The sequence below is a fragment of the Litchfieldia sinesaloumensis genome (assembly GCF_900156865.1).
GTDB classification, from domain to species: Bacteria; Bacillota; Bacilli; order Bacillales; family Bacillaceae_L; genus Ferdinandcohnia; species Ferdinandcohnia sinesaloumensis.
Map to the genome: position 1 here is coordinate 694,680 of NZ_LT732529.1, position 24,211 is coordinate 718,890.

Here is a 24,211-nt window from a genome sequence, read left to right on the forward strand (position 1 = left end):
AAAAGAATTAGGTTGATTTAGGTCTAATTAGAATGTAAATATTTGGGTAATCTAACGTTATTACATGATCAGGAGTGTATTCGATGCACCTACTATATAACGCCTTATTCCTTGTAGCTGCAATCAAATGGGGTGATTGGAAAGGCTGGCGAACGTATTACCCAACTATTTTATTCTTTATAGTGGGAGATCTTATTAAAAATATTTTATATCATGATTACTGGGTTTGGACCTATCAAGAAACTCTATTCGCACAAAATATCCTACTTAACCATACGTTTATATCCTTTTTAATTATGTTTGTTTCCTACCCAGCAACAGTACTAATCTTTCTTGGTCGTTATCCTGAAGGGAAATGGAAACAGATTCTCTGGACTGGTTTATGGATGGCTCTATATATCTTCGTTGAATATATAAACTTGGAGTATCTGCAGTTGATTAAACATCATCATGGCTGGTCGATGGGCTGGTCGATTCTTTTTAATCTTGTCATGTTTCCGATGCTTAGACTTCACCAAAAAAATCCGCTAATCGCGTGGGGACTGTCGATTGTATGGATTATTTTTCTGATATTGATGTTCCCGATTCCGATGGACTATATTAAGTGAATTATGAAACATCAATAAAATTCAAGCATTTCTTTTTAAAGGAGAAATGCTTTTTTTATTGAACTATTTTAGTAAGTAATTAAGAAATGAGAGGTTTCATTCATGAAAACAAAAAATAGGTTGGTTCGGATGACTACGGTTCTCTCGCTGGCATTTGGGATATTCTTTAAAGTCTATTGGTATAAATTACGTAAAAAACCACAGGCAGATTGGGATAAACTGTGGGAAGAGATAGGTGTGCGATTCCGCAACACCTTGTTTGAATTGGAAGGTTTACTTATTAAAGTCGGACAGATTTTGGGAACTAGGGCAGATTTATTACCTAAACCTTTTTTAAATCAAATTCAAGACCTTGCTGATAAGGTGCCTCCTTCAGAGTGGGAAGAAATTGAGAAGATACTTACAGAAAACTGGGGAAGCTCTATCTTTGATATCGTGGAATCCATAGAAACGAAAGCAATTGCATCTGCATCGATAGGCGAGGTTTATCGAGGAGTATTGAAAGATGGGCATTCGGTAGCCATTAAGGTTCAAAGGCCAGATATTCATTCCATTCTTAAAACGGATTTTCGTACATTGTCGATTATTATTTGGTTTGCTGACCATTTTGTACCGGTGCCAAAAGGGTTCATTAATTTTAAGGTTCTGTTTAATGAAATCAAACAAGTGATTGAACGTGAGTTAGACTATACAAAGGAACTACAAGCCATAGAATACTTTATCAACCGATTTAAGGATATGAAAGGTGTAAAAATACCTAAACCGTATCCTCATTACAGTACATCTAACGTACTAGTCATGGAATGGGTAGAGGGAACCAAAATTATGGATGTAGAGGGTTTAAAAGCAGTGGACCAGAAAGAATTGGCACGAAATTTGCTTGAGCTCTTTCTACCCCAATGGCTTGAACCAGGTATTTTTCATGCAGATCCACACCCAGGTAATGTACATATATCAAAGGAAGGGAAAATTATTTTACTAGATTTTGGCATGATAGGGGAAATTTCAAAAAAAGATGCAGCAAGTTTTCAAGGGCTACTAGAAAGCTTACTTACAAAAAATTATTCAAAAGCAGTTGATTGTATAGTGAGTTTGGGTTTTCTTTTGCCAGAAGCTGACCATGGAACGATGGAAAAGCTCCTCGAGGAAGTAATGTCTGTTAATCTGTCTCAATTTAAAGAAATCGACATAATCTCTTTTAAACGTGAGATGAACGACATTGTCCAAGCATTGCCGATTCAGGTCCCAACACGGTTTGTCTTTTTAGGTCGGTCATTCGTTGCAGTTGAAGGAATTATTTTGAATTTAGTGTCCGAAGAAGAAGTAGTAGATCTTATAAAGCCTGTGTTCGTGAACTGGATGAACAAAGATGGAAACAAGAAATGGTCACTTATTTTGAAATGGATAGAAGCACTCCCTATATTTAAGGTGGTCCATTCCGTTCAAGAATTTCTACAACTTCCTCAAAAACTAAAGGACTTAAAGGAACTTGAACAAAGACGAAAATTCCAATTTACCATTTTTGAAACGAGTAAAAAGCATTTCTTCCAGTTATTTTTATTAGGCCTTACTGGGATCGCAGCTGGTATTTTAACTACTCATCCAGAATTAATATACCTGTCAGGTGGTCTAACAGCTATATCTGGAGTGGGTTATATTATTTTTACGTATAAACAGAAAAAGTGGATGAAGTATATGCGTGATAGACGGAAATGAACCTTTAAGAGTAAAGGGTAAAAGAAAATCGCGAGGGTTTACTCCCCGCGATTTTCGTGTTCACCACGTTTTTTATTTTGGTTATAAATGTACCGTATCATTTTCATCGTTCTACTTCCTTGAATCATAATCACAATTGTGTAGATTGTCGTTAATATTACCCCAAGTATCGCAATCCAAAACAGTGTAGTGATTTTTGTCGATCTGCTTAACATACCAAACCTCCAGTTCCTGATTTAGTTGTTAGCATTTGTCATCAAGATGAGATTATCCTTTCACCATAAAATTGTGTAATTTTTCCAAGGAACCTAGGTTTCAGAAGAGGTACATTCATTTATACAAAAAACAATCCTTGCTCATAATGATAGTTTCTCTCTGGCTAAGAAGGAATTCTACCGTCTACAGAGAATTATTTAGGTATGTTTTTTATCGATTCAATAAAAGCTTCAACCGAGTCATCAAGTAATTGTTCACGATTCATGTCCTCATTGACATCTGTATCGACTTCCATCTCAGATTTAAGTACTCCATAGGTATCATCTGAATCAAAGAAATTCTCTTTTTTCATTACTTATCACTCCTTACAGATAGTGTAAGCAACAGAATCAAATTATACTCGGTCTATCTTCTGATAGGTCTTTCAAGCGTTAAAATTTCATCGTCAAGGGAGGCGAATTGTTGATCTACCACTGATTTAACATCTTGAACTGCAGCATTGTAGATATGTGGTGCTAGTTTTTCTTTTACAAAATGTAATACCTGTTCTGCCGCAAATTCACTGATTTCCTCATCACGTTCTTGTAAGAAAAATTCCTGTATGTCGGAAATCATCATTTGCTGCTGCTCCTTCGAAAGCTGTATAAACATAAAAACACTCCTTTTTTTTGAAAGGTGGAACCAAGATGAAATGGAAAACACTATTACTTGTGATACCACTACTCCTTGTTTTACTATACAGTTTTACATTCGTTCCTCACAAGGTTTTTAATATAGACCCTAACAATATTTTGAAAATACATATAGTTGATGGGAACACTGGAGAAAGGTTCGATATCACTTCAGAAGAAGAGATTCACACCATCACTACAAACTTAAACGAAGTCACCTTTAAAAAAGGTAAGCTATCTGCAGGATACATGGGATATCGTTTTGCTACTACAATATATGATAAAAATGGAGACGTTCTTAAAGAGTTAATCATCAATTCAAGCGATACCATTCGCTACAAAGGATTTTTTTACACAGCCACTGATAAAACACTCGAATATGAGTATATCGACAATTTAGTAGAAAAATATGTGAGTAAGCAATAACAATAAGAACCAGAATAAGCGATGATGATGATAAAACCAAGAGGTGAACAAGTTGAATAACCAAAATGAGATGCCTCATGAAGAAGGAATTGATCATAGCCTAGGTTTCCTAAAGGATGGATATGAGTTTATATTAAAGCGGCGTAAAGAGCTCCAGTCAGATATATTCGAAACCCGAATGTTTGGAATGAAAGTGATTTGTATGGGTGGTAGTGAAGCAGCTGAACTATTTTATGACACTGAAAAATTCCAACGAAAGAATGTTGCTCCAAATCGGATTGTCCAAACATTGTTCGGAAAAAATGCGATTCAAACCCTTGATGGTAAACAACATAGATGGCGCAAGCAATTGTTTATGTCGATACTGTCAGGTGAACAGCTTTCTAACTTGATTAAATTGGTGGAAGCGCAGTGGGAGATAGCAATTAATAAATGGGAGCAAAAAGAGCAGATTGTTTTATATGAGGAAGTAAAGCTTCTGCTATGTAAGGCAGTCTTTGAGTGGACAGGTGTACCTATTAAAGAGAATCAAACTGAAGAATTTACCGAAGAGCTGGCAGCATTGTATGAATCAGCAGCAAAAGTAGGTCCAAAACACTGGCAAGGAAGAACAGCAAGAAATCATGCGGAGCAATATGTGGAGGATGTGATCGAGGGTGTACGTGGTGGGAAAATAACGCCACCTAAATAGTTTTAAAAAAATGCCTAGTATGCCAAAAAGTAAGGTCATATTAGAGAATGTGAAAAGAATACAAAAAGGATGAGCAATCACAGCTCATCCTTTTTAAAGATAGAAAGTATATAATTCTTCACTTAGTTTTCGATGTCTAGCTCCAGTCGCCATCGGCTCGAGGTCTTAAGCTAATCGCTTAGGAAGGTAAAGGGCACCTTCTATCAGCGCTCGTATTTAAGCTTGTTGCCGTTAGGCGGGCGCCTTGCGATTTTTTTACTTAGTAGATTCGATCTCCGTTAAAGATTGAGTTTTTAACGACAACGTAATCAACGTGGCGAATGGAATCTAATTTAGTTCCTCCTGCATATGAGATAGAGGATTGTAGGTCTTGTTCCATTTCTTTTAGTGTATCTTTTAATGAGCCTTTGTGCTCAACATAGATTTTCTTTCCTTCAACGTTCTTCTTTTCACCTTTTTGGAATTCAGAAGCTGAACCAAAGTACTCTTTCACTACTTTACCTTCTACTTCTTTCGTTTCACCCGGTGACTCTTCGTGTCCTGCGAATAGTGAACCGATCATCACCATTTTTGCACCAAAACGGATTGATTTTGCGATATCACCGTGAGTACGGATTCCACCGTCAGCAATAATTGGCTTTGTTGCAGCCTTAGCACACCAACGAAGAGCAGCAAGCTGCCAACCGCCAGTACCGAAACCAGTTTTAATTTTTGTAATACAAACCTTACCAGGTCCAATTCCAACCTTCGTTGCATCAGCACCTGCATTTTCTAATTCTCTTACCGCTTCTGGCGTTCCAACATTACCAGCGATAACAAAGCTCTTTGGTAAATGATTCTTGATATGTTTAATCATTTCAATAACTGAATTTGAATGACCATGGGCGATATCGATTGTGATGAATTCTGGAACAAGGTCTTCTTTAGCGAGTTTCTCGATGAACTCGTATTCTTCCGTTTTAACACCAACACTAATAGAAGCAATTAGACCACGTGCATGCATGTCTTTGATAAAATCAACGCGTTTTTCTGGGTTGAAACGGTGCATGATATAGAAATAGCCATTTTCAGCTAAAAATAATGCAATCTTTTCATCTATAATGGTTTGCATGTTTGCAGGGACAACTGGAAGCTTAAATGTATGGCCACCAAACTCAACCGTTGTGTCACACTCAGAACGACTGTTCACAATACATTTTGCAGGGATTAGTTGAATATCTTCATAATCAAATACGTTTTCCATTTAAAAACACTCCTAAAACCGAATATTATTTTCATCATCTTTTAATAATGTTCGTACATTAGATAATGTACATGATTTTTAAAGCGATGTCAAAGACTTTTTCTTGTTGTTTTAAATAGAATTAAAAAAATCCTGCGATGAATCGCAGGCTTCAAACTAATAAATATCACTCAATTCTGAGTCTGAATAAACGGAGATTAATATAACGGCTGTCGTGTCCCCGATATTTTTGACAAAATGGGGGACGCTAGCATTCCAGCTGAACGAATCTCCTTCTTCAACAACAATAGAATCTTCTCCCTGTTGAGCGAGAATTTTGCCTTGTAAGACTAAATGGCATTCTTCACCTTCATGTGCATTTGGCTCTCCCATGGAACCTCCCGGTGGACATTCGACAATCATCATCCGAAGCCCTCCTTTGGAGGAAAGATGTTCAACTTTTAATGAGTTAAAAGAGGTTGTTGTGCGCTCTTCTTTTCGAACAACCCGCATATGTTCGCTCTTCTCTAATAATAAATAGGGGAGGGGAATGTCAAGGAAATCAGAAATAGTCTTTAACGTATTAATTGATGGAGAGGTATTGTTGTTTTCGACATTACTGATAAACCCTTTTGATAGGCCAGTTCCCTCACACATTTGGGCAATGGTAATCTTTTTGCGATTTCGGATAGCGCGTATTTTTGATCCAATATCCATTTTTTTACCTCACATGTATTCATTTATGAAACTTATTTTTATAGTAGCAAAAAAAATGTTGACAAGCTACTCTATATATTGTTATGTTATAAACAACAAATATTCATATTAAGAAACTCGAAGTCGTAACGACTTCTTTTTTTGCTCAATAGTATTTTTATACGAATATTTTATATCTATAAAAATACTTTTTGGTTATAATCCTTTAATATAGAAAAAACAAGAGGAGGGAAGAGAAAAAAGACGAGGGATATACCGTATCATTTATCGTGTTTTAAAGAATAGATAGTGAAAAAAAATTCTAATTGGAGGATAATATAATGGAAAATAAATTTGAATTAGGAAGTTTAATTATTAGAATCGTATTAGGGATTACGTTTTTCGTTCATGGGCTTGATAAGTTCCGTGGTGGGGTAGAAAATACTGCAGGTTGGTTTGATAGTATTGGATTACCAGGATTTTTAGCATATGGAGTTGCGTCTATTGAGCTTGTTGGAGGAATTATGTTGATTCTTGGTTTGTTTAGTAGAATTGTGTCTATTCTATTTGCTGTAATTATGGTTGGGGCCATCGTAAAAGTGAAGCTTGCAATCGGGTTTCTTGGTAACGGTCAGATGGCTGGCTATGAATTAGATTTAGCATTTCTAGCGATGGCAGTAATGCTTATCATTACTGGTTCGAAGGCATTCGCTCTTGATCAATTCATAGTAAAAGGGAAAGGGAATGCGACAACTTCTGTTAACTAACTAAAAAGGCATTACCACTTAAGGTAATGTCTTTTTAAATTCCACATTTATAATGACAACTTCAGACCTAGTTCCAAGTCGAAGTGGAGGACCCCACGTCCCAAATCCTGATGATACAATGGAATGCATTCTTCCTTTTTTTAACAAGCCGTAATCATTCTCGTAAAGTATATTTGTTATTAAATTACCGGGAAACACTTGTCCGCGATGGGTATGTCCTGATAGAAGCAAGTCGATTCCATGTTCTTTTGCAGCCTCTAATTCCGTTGGTTGATGATCTAGCATTATCACCGGTTTAGATGTATCCAGTGTGGCCACAAGCTCCTGAATCGCAGCACGTTTGTCATCTGTATCATCATTTCTTCCTATTAAATAGAGTTCGTTCTCAAGCATCGTAATTTCATCCGTTAGAATCTCAATTCCTAGCTTCTCCATTTCTTCGACAATTTTCTCGTTGTCGTTTCCATAGTAATCATGATTTCCAAGCGTAGCATAAACGCCTAGTGGTGCATCCACTTTTGTTAAGGTTTCACCCATGTTTTTATCGAGGAAGGGTTCAATGTAATCGTCAATAAGGTCACCAGGAATTAACACGATGTCAGGTTTCGTTTCTTCTACTAAATCGACAAATTTTGATAGATGACTCTTTCCAACAATACTTCCTAGGTGGAAATCGGACGCCATTAAAATCTTTAGACTGTCACGTTGTTCGAAAGCTTTTTCAATGGTGATATCATAGGTTTGTACAATAGGGCTCCATGCGTTGTAAGTCCCAAAACTGAATATAAGGATATACAGTGCCAGCACCGCAAAACCAATTGAACGGATTTTTTTCCTTTTAAATAGAAAATATAATAGAGTTGCGATTGGAAGCAATATAAGGCCAAAGCCTGTTAGTGTCATCCAAAAATAACCGATTGTGATTAGAATTGTAGAGGATGTCGTATATCCAATAAATATGGCCAGTGACAAAATAATAAGTACCAGTATATACGTTTTTTTGTATCGAAATGAAAAGGATTTTTTAAGCCAAATCCAGGCTAAATACCCAAAAAGGTAACACATACCACCGTAAAATAAAGTAAATAAGAGTATCGCAATAATAAACATAGTTCTAATAGCCCTTTCGGAATGGAATATCTTTCTTTTATGATAGTATAATTGAATCTTTATTAATTCGTCCTTTTTTATGCTTGATAAGAAGCAATTGTCATATTTAGAAGGGATAAGACGTATTTTATTAATGTTTGAAAAAAAGTTGTACAGGCAGGGTTGTAAGGGATTACAAAAATTTCAAGAAAATTCGGGGGTTTCTTTGGACTCTTGACTTTTCAAATAAACATAGTAAAGTAAGTGAATGTATTCTGTTTGTAAATTTTATTACGAACGTTAATAATTTGTTCATATTTTCTTGATAGAATGATTTTTGGAATCTGGTGAAGAAAAATCATTAGTTTAGATTGAAGGTAGGTGCAATCATGGAAAAGAACATACTAAAACGTGGTCAAAATATCTTCACTAACTTTTTTGGCTTCTTCTTATTGGCAGTGCTACTACTTTGGCTTAAAACATACTTCTCACAACTAACGGAATTTAATTTAAATATCGATAATTCATTGCAAACATTCTTATTGTTTATAAACCCGCTTGGATCGGCATTATTCTTTTTAGGATTTGCATTTTTAGGTAAAGGGAAAAAGAGATATAGAAGACTTCTTATTATCTATTTTCTAATGTCTTTCCTTTTATACGCAAATATTATGTACTACCGGTTCTTTAGTGACTTTATAACATTACCAACATTGTTCCAAACACAAAACTTTGGTGATGTAAGTGGAAGTATCGTATCGCTCGTAAAACCATATGATTTCTTGTTCTTTATTGACTGGATTGTATTGGTTGCCCTAGTTGTATTTAAAGTTGTTAAGGTTGAGACAACAACTAGGATGAAAGGTTTAAAAGTCGCTGCGTTATATGCTTTTGCAATTTTAATCTCTGTGATTAACCTTTCACTAGCAGAGGCTGATCGTCCACAGTTATTAACTCGTGGATTTGACCGACACTATATCGTGAAATATTTAGGGATGTATAACTATACAATTTATGATGCTGTTCAAAGTACGAAAGCTTCAACACAGCGTGCGCTAGCAGATAGTAATGACAGTATTGAAGTTATTAACTATACAAAGGCAAATTATGCTGAACCGAATCCAACTTATTTCGGAGCGGCTGAAGGAATGAACGTGATTTATTTGCATCTCGAGTCAATTCAAAACTTTTTGATTGATTACGAGTTACATGGAGAAGAGGTAACACCGTTTCTTAACTCCCTAACAAGTGATGAAAATACACTTTATTTCGATAACTTTTTCCATCAAACAGCTCAAGGTAAAACAGCTGATGCGGAATTTATCTTAGAAAATTCATTATACGGTTTACCACAGGGTTCAGCTTTCACAACAAAAGGTATGAACACTTATCAGGCAGCACCAGCGATCCTTGGACAAAAGGGCTATACGTCAGCCGTGTTCCATGGTAACTCAGGAAGCTTCTGGAACCGTAATGAGATTTATAAGTCTTTTGGCTTTAATCACTTCTTTGATTCAAGCTATTATCAAATGAATCCAGAGGATTTAGCAGAATATGGATTAATGGATAAGCCGTTTTTCGAACAATCTGCGGACCTTTTAGAAACATTACCGCAACCATTTTACTCTAAATTTATTACGGTAACACATCACTATCCTTACCGAATTAGTGAAGAAGATGCTACGATTGCACCACATACTACTGGTGATCGTTCTGTTGACCGCTATTTCCAAACAGCACGTTACGCAGATGAAGCATTAGAGCAATTCTTCAATGATTTGAAAGAATCAGGTTTATATGACAATTCCATCATCATCATGTATGGTGACCATTATGGAATATCTGCGAACCATAATAAAGCAATGAAACAAGTACTTGGAAAAGAAGAAATTACTGCTTTTGATAATGCTTCCCTTCAACGTGTACCATTGTTTATACGTGTACCGGGAATGGAAGGTGGAGTTATGCATCAGTACGGTGGTCAAATCGATCTTCTTCCAACGCTAATGCACTTGCTTGGAATAGATACAAAAGACTATGTACAGTTTGGAACGGATTTATTATCAGAACAACATGATGAAGTAATTCCATTCCGTAATGGTGATTTTGTAAGTCCAACAATATCGTCAATCGATGGGAAATATTATGACTCTACAACTGGCCTTGAAATTGAAGAAGATCAACTAGATACTGCAAAGAAGCTACGAGAAGTAGTTGAAGAAAAATTATCAACTTCTGATAAGGTAGTAAATGGCGACTTATTACGTTTCTATACACCACCTGGATTTGAGCCTGTAAAGCGATCAAACTACAATTATTTAATTGATGGTGAATCAGAAGAATAAAAAACATACAAGCTACCTAAGCAAATTGTTCTTAGGTAGCTTTTTGTTGGTTATCTTTAATATACTGATTCATGTTCGTTGCAGGAATTTTTGGGTAGGATAGAGAATAATAAAACGTCTAGTGGATTTGATTAGGTAAGGAGAAGTTAAAATGAAAAATCGTAAAACACCCGGTGATCCTCGTTTTCAAATTGCCAAAAGGGAAGCACTTATTGGAATTGGTTTGGCTATTTTTAATTTCCTTTGGTGGTTTGGCTTTGCATATGGATTAGGGTCAAAGCCAGTTGAAGAGTATACATATATTGCTGGATTGCCTAGCTGGTTTTTCTACAGTTGTGTCGTTGGATTTTTAGTTGTCGTTATGTTAGTCATCATACTCGTTAAAACAGTCTTCAAAGAGGTTCCGTTTGAAGATGACGAGGGAGGGGATTCTGTATGAATTGGGAAGTCGTGATCCCTCTTATCGTGTTCTTCGTCTTAATTTTTATGATTGGTTTTTATGCATCTGCACATGTAAAGTCAAAAGCGAGCTTTTTACAAGAATACTTTCTCGGTAGCCGTGAGTTAGGTGGTTTGGTCCTTGCGATGACAATGGTTGCTACTTACGGAAGCGCAAGTAGTTTTATCGGGGGGCCAGGTGCTGCCTATACAATTGGGCTGGGCTGGGTGTTGCTAGCGATGATTCAGGTTGTAACGGGCTATTTTGTACTAGCTGTGTTAGGAAAGAAATTTGCAATTGTAGCTCGAAAAATAAATGCAGTTACAATGATTGATTTCTTAAAGGAGCGCTATAACTCCAAATGGGTTGTACTATTATCAGCTGTAAGTATCATCGTCTTTCTTTTTTCTGCTATGGCGGCACAATGGGTTGGTGGTGGTCGTTTAATTGAGTCATTAACCGGTTTATCATATACAACGTCACTGTTTATTTTTGCAGTTTCTGTATTAGTTTACGTGACCATTGGGGGCTTTCGTGCTGTTGCACTAACGGATACCGTCCAAGGCATTATTATGTTTATTGGGACTTCCATCATCTTAATTGGGACAATCATTGCTGGCGGGGGAATCTCAAACATCATTCAGGAGTTAGTTGAAATTAACCCGAATCTCGTTACTCCGTATGGACATGATCGGTCGCTTACACCTATCTACTTATCTTCATTTTGGATTTTGGTCGGAGTAGGGGTTGTAGGGCTCCCGCAAGTTGCAGTACGCGCGATGTCGTACAAAAATGCAAAAGCGATGCATAAAGCGTTGATCATCGGGACGATAGTCGTTGGATTCATCATGTTAGGGATGCATTTATCTGGGGTCTTTGCAAGAGTGGTTATTCCAGGTGTTGAAGTGGCGGACACGGTTATGCCACTACTGGCAATGGAAGTGCTCCCACCTTGGCTTGCAGGAATTGTCTTAGCTGCACCAATGGCGGCAATCATGTCTACAGTAGACTCGTTACTATTGCTAGTTAGTTCTGCGATTGTAAAGGATGTGTATTTAAACTACATAAGACCGGATGCATCAGATACAACTGTTAAACGACTTAGCATTAGTGTTACGGCGGTTATTGGAATTCTTGTGTTTTTCATGGCAGTAAACCCTCCTGATTTACTCATTTGGTTGAATTTGTTTGCATTCGGTGGACTTGAGGCAGCCTTTATCTGGCCGGTTGTGCTAGGTTTATACTGGCGAGGTGGAAATAAGTATGGTGCGATTGCTTCAATGCTTGTAGGGGTTGGGAGTTATATTCTTATTTATACCATTTATCCTGAAGCCCTTGGTATGCATTCTGTAGTCTTACCGGTAATTTTCTCACTCATTACGTTTGTCGCAGTGAGTTTACTGGTAAAGGAAAAAGACCTCGACCACTTACGTAACATGGAGACAAAGTTTTATTAATCGACAAGTGCCTAAGCTTGTCGTTTTTTTAATATCTGAAGAAACATAAAACCCCCAAATGGGGGCTTGAAAATCATTATCTATAAACACTGTCACATGTATTTGCCTGTGGTTCGTAATAGCAATGTTGTTTGAATTGTCCTGAAAATGGTTGATTGTACCAAGTAGGGGGGCAAGTGCCATAGGGGTTAAAATACCATAGTGAATACTTGGATGGATGCTGTCTCCAATGGTTTATAGTTTGTCTGGCTAACTTTCTTTCAACCTCTCTAGCTGGGTTATAAAACAAATTCCCTTTTTGAACGGCTTCAAACGAATAATTTCCACCCTGAACCTGAAAAATCACATCCCGAATTGTTCTTACATCTCTAAAATCTAAACAATCTGCGACTGCTCGATTTACAATGACATTACCAACCATGAGCATACCAAGCCGACCTTCACCCTCGGCTTCTGCACGCATCATTCTAGCTACTAAATCAACATCTTTGTCTGTATGTTTTACTCTTGCCACTTTTCATCACCTCTTACAGAATTGTATGAAAACAGCCTTAAAAGATGTCGGTTTTTCAATTAAATTTTCGCCCATTATTTGTGTTTTTTAGGCGGCAAGCGTTGGTTATAGGAGGTTAATTATTTGTTTGGAATGAAACCTTTTGTGGATGGTAATCGTACCTATGTAATGTAAGTAAATTAAGTAGTTTTAGAGAATTATAAGGAGTTGCTAGTCGTGAATGAACGTAAATTAAAACATCATTTATCCCCTGCGTTTCCTAAGATACGGATGATTACAGAAACAATAACAAATATTATTGGTTTTTTAGTCGTAGGTGTATTATTTTGGTTGAATCATTATTTTTCGTGGCCAACATGGGCGTACTGGATATTAATTGCTCTACTCGTGTTCGCCGTACTTGGTGCTATTTGGTCCTTTATTGAACCAAGGCTCCTTTATCGAAGCTGGAGTTATCAAATAGATACCGAGTATCTGCAAATGAAATTTGGTGTGCTAACAAAAGAATGGGTGACTGTACCGATGACGAAAATACAATCGGTCTCAACAAGCCAAGGTCCAATCATGAAAAGGTATCAAGCCCGGTCAATAAAGGTTGAAACGATGGGATCATCACATACGATTCCTGCTCTAGAAGAAGATATCGCCCTTGAACTTAGAGAGAAACTAGCAGACTATGCAAAATTAAAGGAAGTAGATGAATAATGAGATATCATCCACTTAGTGTAGCTTTTCGGATTTATCAACTAATTAAAAATAATTTTATCCTCATCCTGCTTTTGTTTGTTATTCAAAGAAATTCAGAAGCCTGGTATTTTGTGTATGGAAGATATGTGTTTTTAGCAATAGTGATCTTACGTTTGTTTTACATAATCGCAAGTTGGTTTGTTGAGAAATATGAATGGAAAGACCGGACTTTTCACATCCATAAAGGGATTTTTGTTAAACACACAAGTACGATACCCTTCACAAGAATTCAAAATGTAACGAGGAAGACGACTGTCTTTCATAAAATTGTTGGATTAACGTCTCTTACTTTTGAAACGGCAATGGACGGGGAAGATGATTCAATTCATTTTGAGGTGATAACGAAAAAGCATGCTGAATATTTAATTGAACTTGTTCAACCAGGTAAAGAATTAAATGAAGAACAGGAGCTAAAAAAGGTCGAAGCAGATAATAGGAGTGATGTCCCTACTCACAATGAAGAGCTAAGGGGAAATGATGTGCAAGAACTTAAGAAGCTGCACAAGCCAAATCGTAAGGTGCATTTTACCCCTGAAAAGAAAGACTTGTGGAAAGCGAGCTTTACTTCGTTAAGCTTCCTGGCAATTGTTCCAATTATGTTCGCAGGATTGGAGTATTTGCAACCCGTTTTACCTGACCCTGACGAAATTGAAGGTTTATTTCAGAGAGTTCTTGCGAGTAAGTGGCTCTTTATGATTATCCTGGTTTTGGCTCTTACCGTTGCCGTCACGTTTGGTGTAGCAAGGACATTTATTCGATATGGCAAATATGAAATTTCATCTGATGAACGTTATATCTATATTCATCGAGGAGTTCTTGATGAAAGTTACTTCGCGATAGAAAAGAATAAGATTCAAGGTTTGGAAATGAAACAATCTTTGATGAAGCGAATCTTTGGGTTAGTGGAAGTAAAATTAATCAGTTCAGCTAATCCAAATACGGGGGATGAATCTCTTAATGTAAACTCACTTTATCCATTTTTACCTGTTCAAACAGCGTACGAATTAATTGAAGAAATACTACCTGTTTATCAGTTAAAAACAGCTAAATTAGAGAGGTTACCACGTAAATCTCTATGGGTAAAATTATTAAAACCGAGTTGGATCTGGATTTTGGCAACGATTGGCTTATTCTATTTTAAACCAGAACTGTTTGGTACGAATCATGTATGGTGGATGTTGTCGATTGGATTACTTTGTTTCATTGTCATCCAACGTGTACTTGATTTTTTTCATACGAGATATGCTGTTGCAGGGGATCAAGTCCAATGGTGGCGAGGTGGTCTCACTAGCACTATGTTTGTAACGAAACGAAGAAATATTATTGAGATGTCCTATTCACAAACAAGACTACAAGGAATTTTCGGAATTGCATCGGTAACAACAATGAATCGTGCTACACCAACACATATTGAAACAATAGATGATATCCCATTCCCGTTTGCAATGGAATTTGAACAATGGTATTTGAAACGACAAGGTGAAATTGATTTGATGGAAGGCGATGGGGAAAACCCGACTGCACCTAAAATATAAGAGATTAGGTGTGCTTTCGCATAGTGTCGTAGTCAGTTTTGTCAAAAAAAGGGCTATTAAATAATAATTTGATAGTTGACAATTGTAGGAAAAAAATGATAATCTTCAAGAGCACTAAGAAAAAATTGACAAAGGAGGAAAGGACAATGAAAAAATTAATTGCGTGTCATTCAAACTACAATTTAATATATTGTCCATACCTTCGATTTGATTGATTGTCAGTTTCCAATACAATAAAAGGTATAGGTACGCCTACTATACCTACTATAGAGATGCATGCTCTTTTTAGGGTGTGCATCTTTTTTGTTGTCTGGAAATTCTTGGTGAATAAAACGAAAAGGGGAGAAGGACAATGTGGAAGAGACGAAAATTATTGATTTTCAATAAGGAGTTGCTTGATGGTGGGTAGCTCTTGTCTTCTAAATAAGCAGGAGAAAGAAGGTATAAAACATGTTTGAAGTGTTAGGTAAATTGGGATGGTTCTATAAAAAATATTGGCTACAATATACAATGGCCATCATCCTTTTAATGATTGCAACTGTTCTGGAAGTGATTCCGCCTTATTTACTAGGTTCTATAATCGATCTTCTAACAGTGGGTGACATGACCAGAAACGTGTTGATTCAATATGTTCTGATATTCGTAGCGATTATTGTAATTGGTTACTTTTTGAATTTTTTCTGGCAGTACCGTTTATTCGAAGGTTCATTGAATCTTGAAAAACTAATGCGTCGTAAACTGATGCTGCAGTTTTTAAAAATGACGCCGACCTTTTACGAGAAAAACCGGACAGGTGACCTAATGGCTCGTGCAACCAACGATTTAAATGCAGTTTCACTTACAGCAGGTTTTGGAATTATGACTTTAATCGATTCTACTTTATTTTTGGGCACGATTATCTTTGCGATGGGGTTCATGATTTCTTGGAAACTGACATTTTTCTCCATGCTTCCAGTTCCAATCATGGCAGTACTGATTCAGTATCTAGGTAAAATCGTTCACGAACGCTATATGAAAGCACAAGATTCGTTTGGTGAACTAAATGATAATGTACTAGAATCTGTTGCAGGTGTTCGAGTGATTCGTGCCTATGTACAGGAGAAGAAAGATGAGCAGGTCTTCGCAGATAAGAGTGAAGAGGTTTACCAAAAGAATATGGATACTGCTAAAATAAATGCTTTATTCGGTCCGATTACAAAGATTGGCACGGGCATTAGTTATGTTGTAGCACTTGGATATGGGGCGGTTCTTGTAACAAATGGTGAAATGACAGTCGGTCAACTTGTAACATTTAATGTCTACTTGGGGCTAGCTGTTTGGCCGATTTTTGCAATAGGTGAGCTGATTAATGTTATGCAACAAGGGAATGCATCACTTGACCGTGTTCAAGAAACATTACAGTATGAAGCTGATGTAAAAGATGCAACGCATCCTGTTTCAATCTCGAAACCAAGTACCATCGGATTTCATGAGTTACGGTTCCAGTATCCAACAAGTCAGGTGAAAAACCTACAGAACATTACCCTTTCCTTAAAAAAAGGAGAAACATTAGGTATTGTAGGGAAAACAGGAGCTGGAAAAACAACTTTCCTACGTCAGTTACTACGGGAATATCCTTTGCAGGAGGGTCAGCTAAGTATTGATGGTATTGATATTGCTTCCCAAACGAAAGAACAAATACTTGATTGGATTGGCTATGTCCCACAGGATCATGTGTTATTTTCGCGGACAATTCGTGAAAACATCTTGTTTGGAAAAGAAGAAGCAACAAACGCTGAAATTGATAGAGCGATTCACTTAGCATACTTTAAAAAAGACTTAGAAAACTTACCAAGGGGACTTGAAACCCTTGTAGGTGAAAAGGGTGTTTCCTTATCTGGAGGACAAAAACAGCGCGTGTCTATTGCGCGTGCATTGATAAAAGACCCTGAAATTCTAATTTTAGATGATTCCTTGTCAGCAGTTGATGCAAAAACAGAGGCACGTATCATTGAAAACATTCAGAATGAGCGTAGCGATAAAACGACTATTATTACGACACATCGTTTATCTGGTGTTCAACATGCTGACCATATTATCGTGCTAGATGAAGGGCAAATCTTGGAACAAGGAACGCACGAAGAACTATTAAGACTAAATGGCTGGTATAAGGAACAATTTGACCGTCAACAGCTAGAGGGAGGCGGCGCATGAGTACAGGTAAACGATTAACAAAATATGCTTTTGCATACAAGGGCCCGATTTTTCTAGGTTTATTTTTCTTAACAGTTGCCGTGTTTACAGACCTTGCTGGACCATTCATTGCAAAGTACATCATTGATGAGCATATGGTCGTCGGCAATATCGAAGTTGGCCCAATTGCCTGGTTGCTTTGTCTTTATCTTATTTTAGCCATCGCAACTGCGGTGTTACGTTATTTTATGTATATTTACCTGCAAGTAGGGGCAAATCGCGTGATTCAAAAACTTCGTAAGGATGTTTTCGGTCATATACACACTTTACCGATACAGTATTTTGATCAACTTCCTGCTGGTAAGATTGTAGCACGTGTAACAAATGATACAGAGGCGGTTCGCAATTTATATGTGCAGGTCCTTTCAAATTTTTTAACAAGTTTTATATCAATTGTAGGGGTTTATGTAGCTCTTTTCATCCTCAGTTGGAAAATGGCGATGATTGCACTGTTGATGGTTCCTCTCATCTATCTGTGGATGATTCTATATCGAAAATACGCATCACACTATAATAAAGTGATTCGTAAGAAAATTGCAGATATCAACGCAATGATAAACGAATCGATTCAAGGGATGACAATCATTCAGGCATTCCGTCGTGAAAAACAAATGACAAAAGAATTCGACGAAATGAATAACGAGCATTATGCATATGGTCGAAAATTATTATTATTAGATTCAGCAACTTCATTTAATCTAGTTAATACATTGCGTCTTATAATGTTTACTATTTTCATTGTCTATTTTGGAACGCAATCTTTAACGGTTGGTGAGGTTGTATCAGCTGGTACAATGTACGCTTTTGTTGATTATTTAACGAGACTTTTTAATCCGATTACAAATATTGTAAATCAGTTTTCCCAATTAGAGCGCTCTCTAGTTGCAGGAAAGCGGGTGTTTGATGTGTTGGACCTTAAGGGAGAAACGGTATCTGAAGAGGGTATGCCTCGGTATGATGGTCATGTTGTCTTTGAAGATGTCACCTTCGCCTATAAAGATGATGAATATGTATTAAAGAACCTTTCATTTGAAGCAAAACGTGGTGAAACGGTAGCCCTAGTAGGTCATACAGGTTCGGGAAAAAGCTCAATTATGAATCTGCTTTTCCGATTCTATGACCCATCAATAGGGAAAATCTATATTGATGGGATTGATATCACTACATTACCAAGACAAAGCGTTCGTCAACATATGGGAATTGTTTTACAGGATCCCTACTTATTTACAGGGACCATTGCTTCAAACGTCAGCTTAAATGATCCAAAGATTACACGGGAAAAAGTTGAGGGTGCATTACGAGCGGTTGGTGCAGACCGGGTTCTTAAAAACCTGGAAAAAGGAATAGATGAACCGGTAATTGAGAAGGGAAGTACATTGTCATCCGGTCAACGTCAGCTAATCTCTTTCGCTCGAGCTCTAGCCTTTGACCCTGCTATTCTAATATTAGATGAAGCCACTTCGAATATAGATACTGAGACTGAAGAAATCATTCAACATGCGATGGATGTTCTAAAGAAGGGGCGCACAACCTTCATTATTGCTCACCGTCTTTCAACAATTAAAAATGCCGATCGCATCATTGTGTTAGATCGAGGGGTAATAAAAGAACAAGGTACACACGAAGAATTACTTGCCGTTGGTGGAACCTATTCACAAATGTATCGTATGCAAGCAGAATCATTACAGGTATAATAAGAAAAGACCACTGGAATAGCCCAGTGGTCTTTTACTTTTACCATTTCAATATATTTTACAATTAAATTTAGTATTCTTTGAAACTTTTTCTTTATTTGTTACGTGGATAGGGTGAAAGGTGGGTAGTGATGGACCTTGAACAAATGTTTTCATTGTATTTCAATGACTTATATCGTTATTTATTTTCATTAAGTAAAAATCATGCTGAAACTGAGGATCTAATTCAAGAAACCTTTACGAAGGCGCATATCACTCTTCTATCCAATGAAATTAAGGATATAAAGCCATGGCTTTTTAAAGTTGGATATCACTCATTTATCGACCGAGTAAGGAAGGAAAAACGCTATAGCTATACTGAGGATTTTCTCCAAGTAGAGTTTAATACCCCAGAAGCAATTGTTGTTGAAAAGAACTCCTACTTAGAATTGCTGAACTATCTGGATAAAATCAAGCCGGTAGAAAAACAAGCCATCTTACTCTGCGATGTAAATGAGTGTTCAAACGAGCAAGCAGCTACCATCTTAGATTTAAATGTAAATACACTTAAAACACATTTATCTCGTGGAAGAAAAAAGCTTCGGAAAATGTTATCGGAGGAGGAAAGGTAATGGACTCGTACGAAGAATTAATTGATAAAGCTAAAAAGGGTGGTCAATTGCCCTCGAACGACGGTAGTAAAAAACTAAAAAGAGCAATCTCATCTTCGAAATGGAGGTTAATCCTGACGACATTAACAGTCATTCTGTTAATCGTACCAACTAGTTATTTGTTCACCTTTATGTATTATGCATTTGGGACAAAATCGACGACTTTGATGGATATTGCGAGTAAGACGCTTTATATCACAGAGCCAAATACAACGTTGGAAGAAATCGAATTCGATATGGATTTTTCCCCTTTTTCGATGACGTTGGCATTTGAACAATATAAACAAATTGGAGATGAATTTTATCCAGCTGCGAATTATCGCTTACAGTTTATCCTGAATGACTTAGTTGAAAGTGAAAAGACTTCAAAACTGGAGAAGGTGTATCCAAAATACCCAACCGAGACAAATCTTTGGTTAACTCATCCGAGCAATTCAATCGAATTTAATAGTCAAAAAGAGTGGCAGGTTCTTGCTGGACTACCAGAGGAAACAGTCGTAGAGGCCTATGTCTCATTAACTGGTTTATACGAGGTTGATGAAGTAATAGATGAAGTGGGAAACATGGATGTAACTTGGGCTGCTATTTATACTGGAACGGAAGATACAATGATTAGTGCTGAGGGCGAATTGATTTCTCCGATTGGATATCCAGTCCAAAGTGACAATACCTATTGGTCTCCATTTCGGGACTCCACCTCACATGAGGATACATTTTTACAGATGTTAAAAGAAATTGAACCATATGAAGAGATTGCTGTTACAGTTTCATCTCATAAAAATCTAGAATTGGCAGAACGAATTGATTTTATTGAGGAAAATGGTTTCCAAACCTATGGAGTTGTCGTTACAGGGCCAAAAGCTGAAATAGAAAAGCTTAAAAATTCGGATATGGTTCGTTATTTAAAAGTAGGAGAGGTGAAATTATGGAACTGGGCAAGATGAGACATATTGTATTTCAATGGATGGGGTGGTCTAGTGTAATAATGGGGCTTACTGGTTTGCTGCTATTAAATGGTATGCTTTTATCCGGATTCGATATTCCCATTGCAACAAATGCATCCTTTTACGTAATTTCTTTTATCCTTGGATTTGTTTCGATTTTTCAAAAGAAAAGTCGATCATTAGGCTTGTGGGGAATCGGCTTAAGTATCTACTTCTTTGTGTTCATTATTCTCATGTTTGGTCTAGGCTGGGCGATTGTGCCTTTTCCATAAGTCTATTATTTATAGCGAGAGGTCACTATCTCTTCGTGCTTATTTTAATAAACTGACAGTAAACCCCTTATATTTGATATCTCATTCTCAACTTGTAATAATAGAAGAAATGGAAAAGAAAGGGGCTAAAAGGATGAAGGTTTGTGTAGTCGGTGCTAATGGACAAATTGGAAAACAGGTTGTCCAGTTATTAAAAGAAAGTGGTGAGCATACACCAATTGCCATGGTACGTAAACAAGAACAAGTAGCATCTTTTGAGGGGTTAGGCGTAAACACTGTGCTTGCCAGTATCGCGGAGAGTGTGGAAAAAATTGCAGAAGCTATTTCAGGCTGTGATGCGATTGTCTTTACTGCGGGTTCAGGCGGACATACAGGTCCGGATCAAACGTTGTTAATTGATCTGGATGGTGCAGTAAAAACAATAGAAGCAGCAGAGCAGGTGGGGGTTAAGCGTTTTGTGATGGTAAGTGCATTGGGTGCGAATAAACGCGAAAAATGGAATGAAGCAATCCGCCCATACTATGTAGCAAAACATTACGCAGATCGTATTCTTGTTGAAAGTGATTTAACGTATACCATTGTCCGTCCTGGAGGGTTATTAAATGAAGAGGGTACGGGTCATGTAGAATTAGGAGAGAACTTGACGAGAAATACCATCCCACGTGCGGATGTGGCGAAGGTAATTGTTGCTGCATTAAGCGAAGAAAATACCTATTATCAATCATTTGACCTCGTCAGTGGAGAAATTCCAATTGTAGATGCATTGAAAAATGTAAAAGGTGATTAAAAGAACCGCTTGCGATCAGACTGTCGCAAGCGGTTCTTATTATTTATCCGCAGGGAAAACCAAGCCAATTTGTTTTCGAGCCTCATCTAAGATTTCCATGACAGCAATCGAATCCTCGTAGGTATTTATCGTAGATTCTAGCGAGCCACTCTTAAGCAAATCAATAAATTCTTTTGTTTCGTAATACATTGTGTGTTGCTCAGGTAGAATGGAAATATCCTCAACTCGCCCATCGCGATAGCGTATCTCCACTTTTTCAGGTGATGCAATTTTATCAATTAAAATACTGCCATTTTCACCTTGGATTTCAGAAGGTATATAGGAATTCGTGACTTTTGAAAACATCACCATTCCTTCCAATTCCTTATAGTGTGCTAGAATTCCACCTTCACCATCAACACCGGAATCAAGCATAAGTCCACTTGCTTTAATTGAATCAGGTTTTCCAAACATTTGTATCATTGGATATATGCAATACACACCAATATCCATTAATGAACCATTCGAAAATTCAGGTTTGAATGCATTCAAAACCGTCCCTTCCTTATAAGCGTCATAGCGAGAAGAGTATTGACAATAACTTGCAAAATAACGGCGGACTTGCCCAATTTTATATAAGTTCTCTCTAATACTTGCATAAGAAGGGAGAAAACCTGACTTCATTGCTTCCATAAGTAGCACTTGATTATCTTTTGCTGCTTGAATCATTTCCGTTAGCTCTCTCTTGTTAGAGGCGATTGGCTTCTCGCAAAGAACATGTTTGCCGTTATTAAGTAGAATGGTTGCATGAGAGGCGTGAAAGGATGTCGGGCTTGCTATATACACGGCGTCCACTACATCTGATTGAGCTAACTCTTCTATCGAAGTAAATGTATAAGGTGCCTGGTGTTTTTCAGCATACTCTTTGGCACGTTCTTTCGTTCGTGAGTATACAGCTGTTAATGAGAATTCTTCAATTGACTTTGCAGCCTCTAAAAATGTATCTGTAATCCAGTTAGTTCCAATTATTCCAAAACGAATCATACATTACCTCCGAAAATAAAAGATAGATTCATTATACCAGACATCCTTATTTAGAAAAAAATGATAAAATGAGGAGGTGAATTTATTGAGAATAGGGATGAGAAATTTGAAAGTACTACTACGTTCATTACAATGGTTAGCCTTTATCGTGGCTAGCTCCATAGTAGCGCCTATTGCAATTGCCGCTCTTTATGGAATGGATCCTAACGAGACGGCTAGATTTGTCCAGCGCACGTTTTTAGTGTTAGGATTATCAGGAATGGTCCAGGTCTACTTTGGGCACCGATTACCGATAAATGAGGGACCTGCTGGTTTATGGTGGGGTGTATTTATTATCTATGCTGGCCTGGGTCCAACTTTATATGGTTCAGGTGAAGAAACGCTAAGGGCAATTGAAGCAGGTATATTGGTAAGTGGATTTCTTTTTATGATTTTAAGTGTTTCTGGAATTATAGACCGGCTTTCAAAACTCTTTACACCGGTTGTAACGGGTACTTATTTAATTTTACTATCCCTTCAATTGAGTGGTTCTTTTTTGAATGGAATTCTAGGTGTTGGTTATCGAGGTGAAGAAAGTGTTAACTTAAAGATCTTCGTTATTTGCTTATTCATTATTCTATTTACGTTTATTTTTGCTGAAAAAGGACCGCGTGCCTTTAGGCAATATTCAGTACTGATTAGTTTGGCACTTGGTTGGGGTGTTTTTGCTATCTTAGGATTAACAGAACCTTCAAAAGTAAAAACGAATAAGTGGCTAGAAGTTCCTGAACTTTTTTCATTTGGGCAACCTTTATTCGATAGCGGAATGATTGCAACCTCGGTGCTAGTGACTTTATTACTTCTTACAAATTTGATAGCTAGTATTAAAGTTGTGGAACAAGTCCTTCTATCTCAAAATAGACCCGTAGAAAAAACGAGATTTCGTCCAGCGGGCTTTATGGCAGGGATTAATCAAATTTTTGCGGGACTCTTTTCAGCAGTTGCACCAGTTCCTATCTCAGGTGCTGCGGGATTTATCGCAACAACGAAGATTAATACGCGGCTTCCTTTCATTGTTGGAAGTGCTATTTTGGTCGCGATAAGTTTCTTGCCGAAGGTCATGAATTTCCTTTCGGGTTTACCGGCACCAGTTGGATATGCTACGGTATTTATTATTTTCGCAAATCTGATGTTACCTGCTTTAACTGCGTTTGAACAACTTGAAAACCGTAGCACTTCTCGAATGATTATTGTTCTTTCGTTATTCGTTGGTGTAGGGTCAATGTTTGTCCCCTCAGAGGCTTTTAAGGATATGCCACCCGTTTTGACGTCCATATTAAATAATGGGCTCATCCTAGGAACGGTTGTGGCTATTGTGATTGAGCAGTTTGTTTCAAGGCTAGGCTCCAAAAATACCGAAAGAGCCTAGTCGAGGTTGTCACTTATACGGAAATACTGTCACTAACCAAAAAAAACTGTCACTATCATCAA

General features: G+C 37.3%; 25 protein-coding genes. 17 read left to right on the forward strand and 8 right to left on the reverse strand.

Features of this window, described 5'->3' with window-relative positions; genetic code table 11:
- Positions 1–83: 83 nt before the first annotated feature.
- Together CZ490_RS03415 and CZ490_RS03420 are read left to right on the forward strand one after the other, a co-directional pair.
- Entirely contained in the window at positions 84–608 is a 525-nt protein-coding gene (locus CZ490_RS03415) for a CBO0543 family protein (protein WP_077617567.1), read from the forward strand.
- A gap of 102 nt (positions 609–710) precedes the next feature.
- Positions 711–2,324 carry an ABC1 kinase family protein gene (locus CZ490_RS03420; protein WP_077617568.1) on the forward strand — a complete coding sequence of 538 codons (1,614 nt, stop codon included), beginning with the start codon at positions 711–713 and terminating at the stop codon, positions 2,322–2,324.
- Positions 2,325–2,362: 38 nt separating this feature from the next.
- On the opposite strand, the gene CZ490_RS22255 is transcribed toward CZ490_RS03420, so the two are convergent.
- From CZ490_RS22255 to CZ490_RS03425, 3 genes are all read right to left on the reverse strand, one after another.
- Entirely contained in the window at positions 2,363–2,539 is a 177-nt protein-coding gene (locus CZ490_RS22255; RefSeq protein ID WP_159439901.1) for a hypothetical protein, read from the reverse strand.
- Positions 2,540–2,733: 194 nt separating this feature from the next.
- Positions 2,734–2,892: a hypothetical protein gene (locus CZ490_RS22260; RefSeq protein ID WP_159439902.1), complete on the reverse strand. Its 159-nt coding sequence runs from the start codon at positions 2,890–2,892 to the stop codon at positions 2,734–2,736.
- 53 nt (positions 2,893–2,945) lie between these two features.
- A complete protein-coding gene (locus CZ490_RS03425; protein ID WP_077617569.1) occupies positions 2,946–3,191 on the reverse strand; it encodes a DUF2164 domain-containing protein in 246 nt (81 codons plus the stop codon).
- A 35-nt stretch (positions 3,192–3,226) separates the two neighbouring features.
- Between CZ490_RS03425 and CZ490_RS03430 the strand changes: the two genes are divergently transcribed.
- Together CZ490_RS03430 and CZ490_RS03435 are read left to right on the forward strand one after the other, a co-directional pair.
- Entirely contained in the window at positions 3,227–3,637 is a 411-nt protein-coding gene (locus tag CZ490_RS03430) for a hypothetical protein (protein WP_077617570.1), read from the forward strand.
- Between the two features lie 52 nt (positions 3,638–3,689).
- Entirely contained in the window at positions 3,690–4,328 is a 639-nt protein-coding gene (locus tag CZ490_RS03435) for a cytochrome P450 family protein (RefSeq protein WP_077617571.1), read from the forward strand.
- A 259-nt stretch (positions 4,329–4,587) separates the two neighbouring features.
- Here the strand turns inward: CZ490_RS03435 and guaC are convergent, their stop codons facing one another.
- Both guaC and CZ490_RS03445 read right to left on the reverse strand, forming a co-directional pair.
- Positions 4,588–5,571: a GMP reductase gene (guaC, locus tag CZ490_RS03440; protein WP_077617572.1), complete on the reverse strand. Its 984-nt coding sequence runs from the start codon at positions 5,569–5,571 to the stop codon at positions 4,588–4,590.
- A 156-nt stretch (positions 5,572–5,727) separates the two neighbouring features.
- Positions 5,728–6,267, reverse strand: a complete 540-nt coding sequence (locus CZ490_RS03445; protein WP_077617573.1) for a helix-turn-helix domain-containing protein — start codon at positions 6,265–6,267, stop codon at positions 5,728–5,730.
- 320 nt (positions 6,268–6,587) lie between these two features.
- Here CZ490_RS03445 and CZ490_RS03450 point away from each other — a divergent pair, with 320 nt between their 5' ends.
- A complete protein-coding gene (locus CZ490_RS03450) occupies positions 6,588–7,013 on the forward strand; it encodes a DoxX family protein (protein ID WP_200801543.1) in 426 nt (141 codons plus the stop codon).
- An 18-nt stretch (positions 7,014–7,031) separates the two neighbouring features.
- Here CZ490_RS03450 and CZ490_RS03455 read toward each other — a convergent pair whose 3' ends face one another.
- Positions 7,032–8,123, reverse strand: a complete 1,092-nt coding sequence (locus CZ490_RS03455) for a metallophosphoesterase (protein WP_077617574.1) — start codon at positions 8,121–8,123, stop codon at positions 7,032–7,034.
- A gap of 368 nt (positions 8,124–8,491) precedes the next feature.
- Here CZ490_RS03455 and ltaS point away from each other — a divergent pair, with 368 nt between their 5' ends.
- The 3 genes from ltaS (at position 8,492) to panF (ending at position 12,343) form a co-directional block, all read left to right on the forward strand.
- Positions 8,492–10,447, forward strand: a complete 1,956-nt coding sequence (gene ltaS / locus CZ490_RS03460; RefSeq protein WP_200801544.1) for a lipoteichoic acid synthase — start codon at positions 8,492–8,494, stop codon at positions 10,445–10,447.
- 151 nt (positions 10,448–10,598) lie between these two features.
- On the forward strand, positions 10,599–10,886 hold the full coding sequence (locus CZ490_RS03465; protein WP_077617575.1) for a YhdT family protein: 288 nt from the start codon (positions 10,599–10,601) through the stop codon (positions 10,884–10,886).
- Complete coding sequence (panF, locus tag CZ490_RS03470) at positions 10,883–12,343, forward strand: sodium/pantothenate symporter (RefSeq protein WP_077617576.1); 1,461 nt, start codon at positions 10,883–10,885, stop codon at positions 12,341–12,343. The genes CZ490_RS03465 and panF overlap by 4 nt, the downstream gene beginning before the upstream one ends.
- Positions 12,344–12,419: 76 nt before the next feature.
- Here the strand turns inward: panF and CZ490_RS03475 are convergent, their stop codons facing one another.
- Complete coding sequence (locus CZ490_RS03475; protein WP_077617577.1) at positions 12,420–12,857, reverse strand: cell wall hydrolase; 438 nt, start codon at positions 12,855–12,857, stop codon at positions 12,420–12,422.
- A 216-nt stretch (positions 12,858–13,073) separates the two neighbouring features.
- Between CZ490_RS03475 and CZ490_RS03480 the strand changes: the two genes are divergently transcribed.
- The 8 genes from CZ490_RS03480 (at position 13,074) to CZ490_RS03515 (ending at position 21,718) form a co-directional block, all read left to right on the forward strand.
- Positions 13,074–13,562: a PH domain-containing protein gene (locus tag CZ490_RS03480; RefSeq protein WP_234987166.1), complete on the forward strand. Its 489-nt coding sequence runs from the start codon at positions 13,074–13,076 to the stop codon at positions 13,560–13,562.
- Complete coding sequence (locus CZ490_RS03485) at positions 13,562–15,139, forward strand: PH domain-containing protein (protein ID WP_077617578.1); 1,578 nt, start codon at positions 13,562–13,564, stop codon at positions 15,137–15,139. The genes CZ490_RS03480 and CZ490_RS03485 overlap by 1 nt, the downstream gene beginning before the upstream one ends.
- Positions 15,140–15,589: 450 nt before the next feature.
- Entirely contained in the window at positions 15,590–17,332 is a 1,743-nt protein-coding gene (locus CZ490_RS03490) for an ABC transporter ATP-binding protein (protein ID WP_077617579.1), read from the forward strand.
- A complete protein-coding gene (locus tag CZ490_RS03495; RefSeq protein WP_077617580.1) occupies positions 17,329–19,065 on the forward strand; it encodes an ABC transporter ATP-binding protein in 1,737 nt (578 codons plus the stop codon). Before CZ490_RS03490 ends, CZ490_RS03495 begins: the two co-directional genes overlap by 4 nt.
- Before the next feature lie 131 nt (positions 19,066–19,196).
- Complete coding sequence (locus tag CZ490_RS03500; protein ID WP_077617581.1) at positions 19,197–19,676, forward strand: sigma-70 family RNA polymerase sigma factor; 480 nt, start codon at positions 19,197–19,199, stop codon at positions 19,674–19,676.
- Entirely contained in the window at positions 19,676–20,659 is a 984-nt protein-coding gene (locus CZ490_RS03505) for an anti-sigma factor (protein WP_077617582.1), read from the forward strand. The genes CZ490_RS03500 and CZ490_RS03505 overlap by 1 nt, the downstream gene beginning before the upstream one ends.
- The gene (locus tag CZ490_RS03510; RefSeq protein ID WP_077617583.1) at positions 20,641–20,931 is read left to right on the forward strand and encodes a hypothetical protein; all 291 of its coding nucleotides are present in this window, start codon (positions 20,641–20,643) and stop codon (positions 20,929–20,931) included. The genes CZ490_RS03505 and CZ490_RS03510 overlap by 19 nt, the downstream gene beginning before the upstream one ends.
- Positions 20,932–21,064: 133 nt before the next feature.
- Complete coding sequence (locus CZ490_RS03515; protein ID WP_077617584.1) at positions 21,065–21,718, forward strand: SDR family oxidoreductase; 654 nt, start codon at positions 21,065–21,067, stop codon at positions 21,716–21,718.
- 39 nt (positions 21,719–21,757) lie between these two features.
- Here the strand turns inward: CZ490_RS03515 and CZ490_RS03520 are convergent, their stop codons facing one another.
- Positions 21,758–22,741, reverse strand: a complete 984-nt coding sequence (locus CZ490_RS03520; protein ID WP_077617585.1) for a Gfo/Idh/MocA family protein — start codon at positions 22,739–22,741, stop codon at positions 21,758–21,760.
- Between the two features lie 85 nt (positions 22,742–22,826).
- Between CZ490_RS03520 and CZ490_RS03525 the strand changes: the two genes are divergently transcribed.
- On the forward strand, positions 22,827–24,149 hold the full coding sequence (locus CZ490_RS03525; protein WP_234987167.1) for a purine/pyrimidine permease: 1,323 nt from the start codon (positions 22,827–22,829) through the stop codon (positions 24,147–24,149).
- Positions 24,150–24,211 lie beyond the last annotated feature (62 nt).

Coding starts and splice junctions, on each gene's coding strand:
- CZ490_RS03415 (WP_077617567.1), top strand. CDS start 84: ATGCACCTACTATATAACGCCTTATTCCTTGTAGCTGCAATCAAATGG.
- CZ490_RS03420 (WP_077617568.1), top strand. CDS start 711: ATGAAAACAAAAAATAGGTTGGTTCGGATGACTACGGTTCTCTCGCTG.
- CZ490_RS22255 (WP_159439901.1), bottom strand. CDS start 2,539: ATGTTAAGCAGATCGACAAAAATCACTACACTGTTTTGGATTGCGATA.
- CZ490_RS22260 (WP_159439902.1), bottom strand. CDS start 2,892: ATGAAAAAAGAGAATTTCTTTGATTCAGATGATACCTATGGAGTACTT.
- CZ490_RS03425 (WP_077617569.1), bottom strand. CDS start 3,191: ATGTTTATACAGCTTTCGAAGGAGCAGCAGCAAATGATGATTTCCGAC.
- CZ490_RS03430 (WP_077617570.1), top strand. CDS start 3,227: ATGAAATGGAAAACACTATTACTTGTGATACCACTACTCCTTGTTTTA.
- guaC (WP_077617572.1), bottom strand. CDS start 5,571: ATGGAAAACGTATTTGATTATGAAGATATTCAACTAATCCCTGCAAAA.
- CZ490_RS03445 (WP_077617573.1), bottom strand. CDS start 6,267: ATGGATATTGGATCAAAAATACGCGCTATCCGAAATCGCAAAAAGATT.
- CZ490_RS03450 (WP_200801543.1), top strand. CDS start 6,588: ATGGAAAATAAATTTGAATTAGGAAGTTTAATTATTAGAATCGTATTA.
- CZ490_RS03455 (WP_077617574.1), bottom strand. CDS start 8,123: ATGTTTATTATTGCGATACTCTTATTTACTTTATTTTACGGTGGTATG.
- ltaS (WP_200801544.1), top strand. CDS start 8,492: ATGGAAAAGAACATACTAAAACGTGGTCAAAATATCTTCACTAACTTT.
- CZ490_RS03465 (WP_077617575.1), top strand. CDS start 10,599: ATGAAAAATCGTAAAACACCCGGTGATCCTCGTTTTCAAATTGCCAAA.
- panF (WP_077617576.1), top strand. CDS start 10,883: ATGAATTGGGAAGTCGTGATCCCTCTTATCGTGTTCTTCGTCTTAATT.
- CZ490_RS03485 (WP_077617578.1), top strand. CDS start 13,562: ATGAGATATCATCCACTTAGTGTAGCTTTTCGGATTTATCAACTAATT.
- CZ490_RS03490 (WP_077617579.1), top strand. CDS start 15,590: ATGTTTGAAGTGTTAGGTAAATTGGGATGGTTCTATAAAAAATATTGG.
- CZ490_RS03495 (WP_077617580.1), top strand. CDS start 17,329: ATGAGTACAGGTAAACGATTAACAAAATATGCTTTTGCATACAAGGGC.
- CZ490_RS03500 (WP_077617581.1), top strand. CDS start 19,197: ATGGACCTTGAACAAATGTTTTCATTGTATTTCAATGACTTATATCGT.
- CZ490_RS03505 (WP_077617582.1), top strand. CDS start 19,676: ATGGACTCGTACGAAGAATTAATTGATAAAGCTAAAAAGGGTGGTCAA.
- CZ490_RS03510 (WP_077617583.1), top strand. CDS start 20,641: ATGGAACTGGGCAAGATGAGACATATTGTATTTCAATGGATGGGGTGG.
- CZ490_RS03515 (WP_077617584.1), top strand. CDS start 21,065: ATGAAGGTTTGTGTAGTCGGTGCTAATGGACAAATTGGAAAACAGGTT.
- CZ490_RS03520 (WP_077617585.1), bottom strand. CDS start 22,741: ATGATTCGTTTTGGAATAATTGGAACTAACTGGATTACAGATACATTT.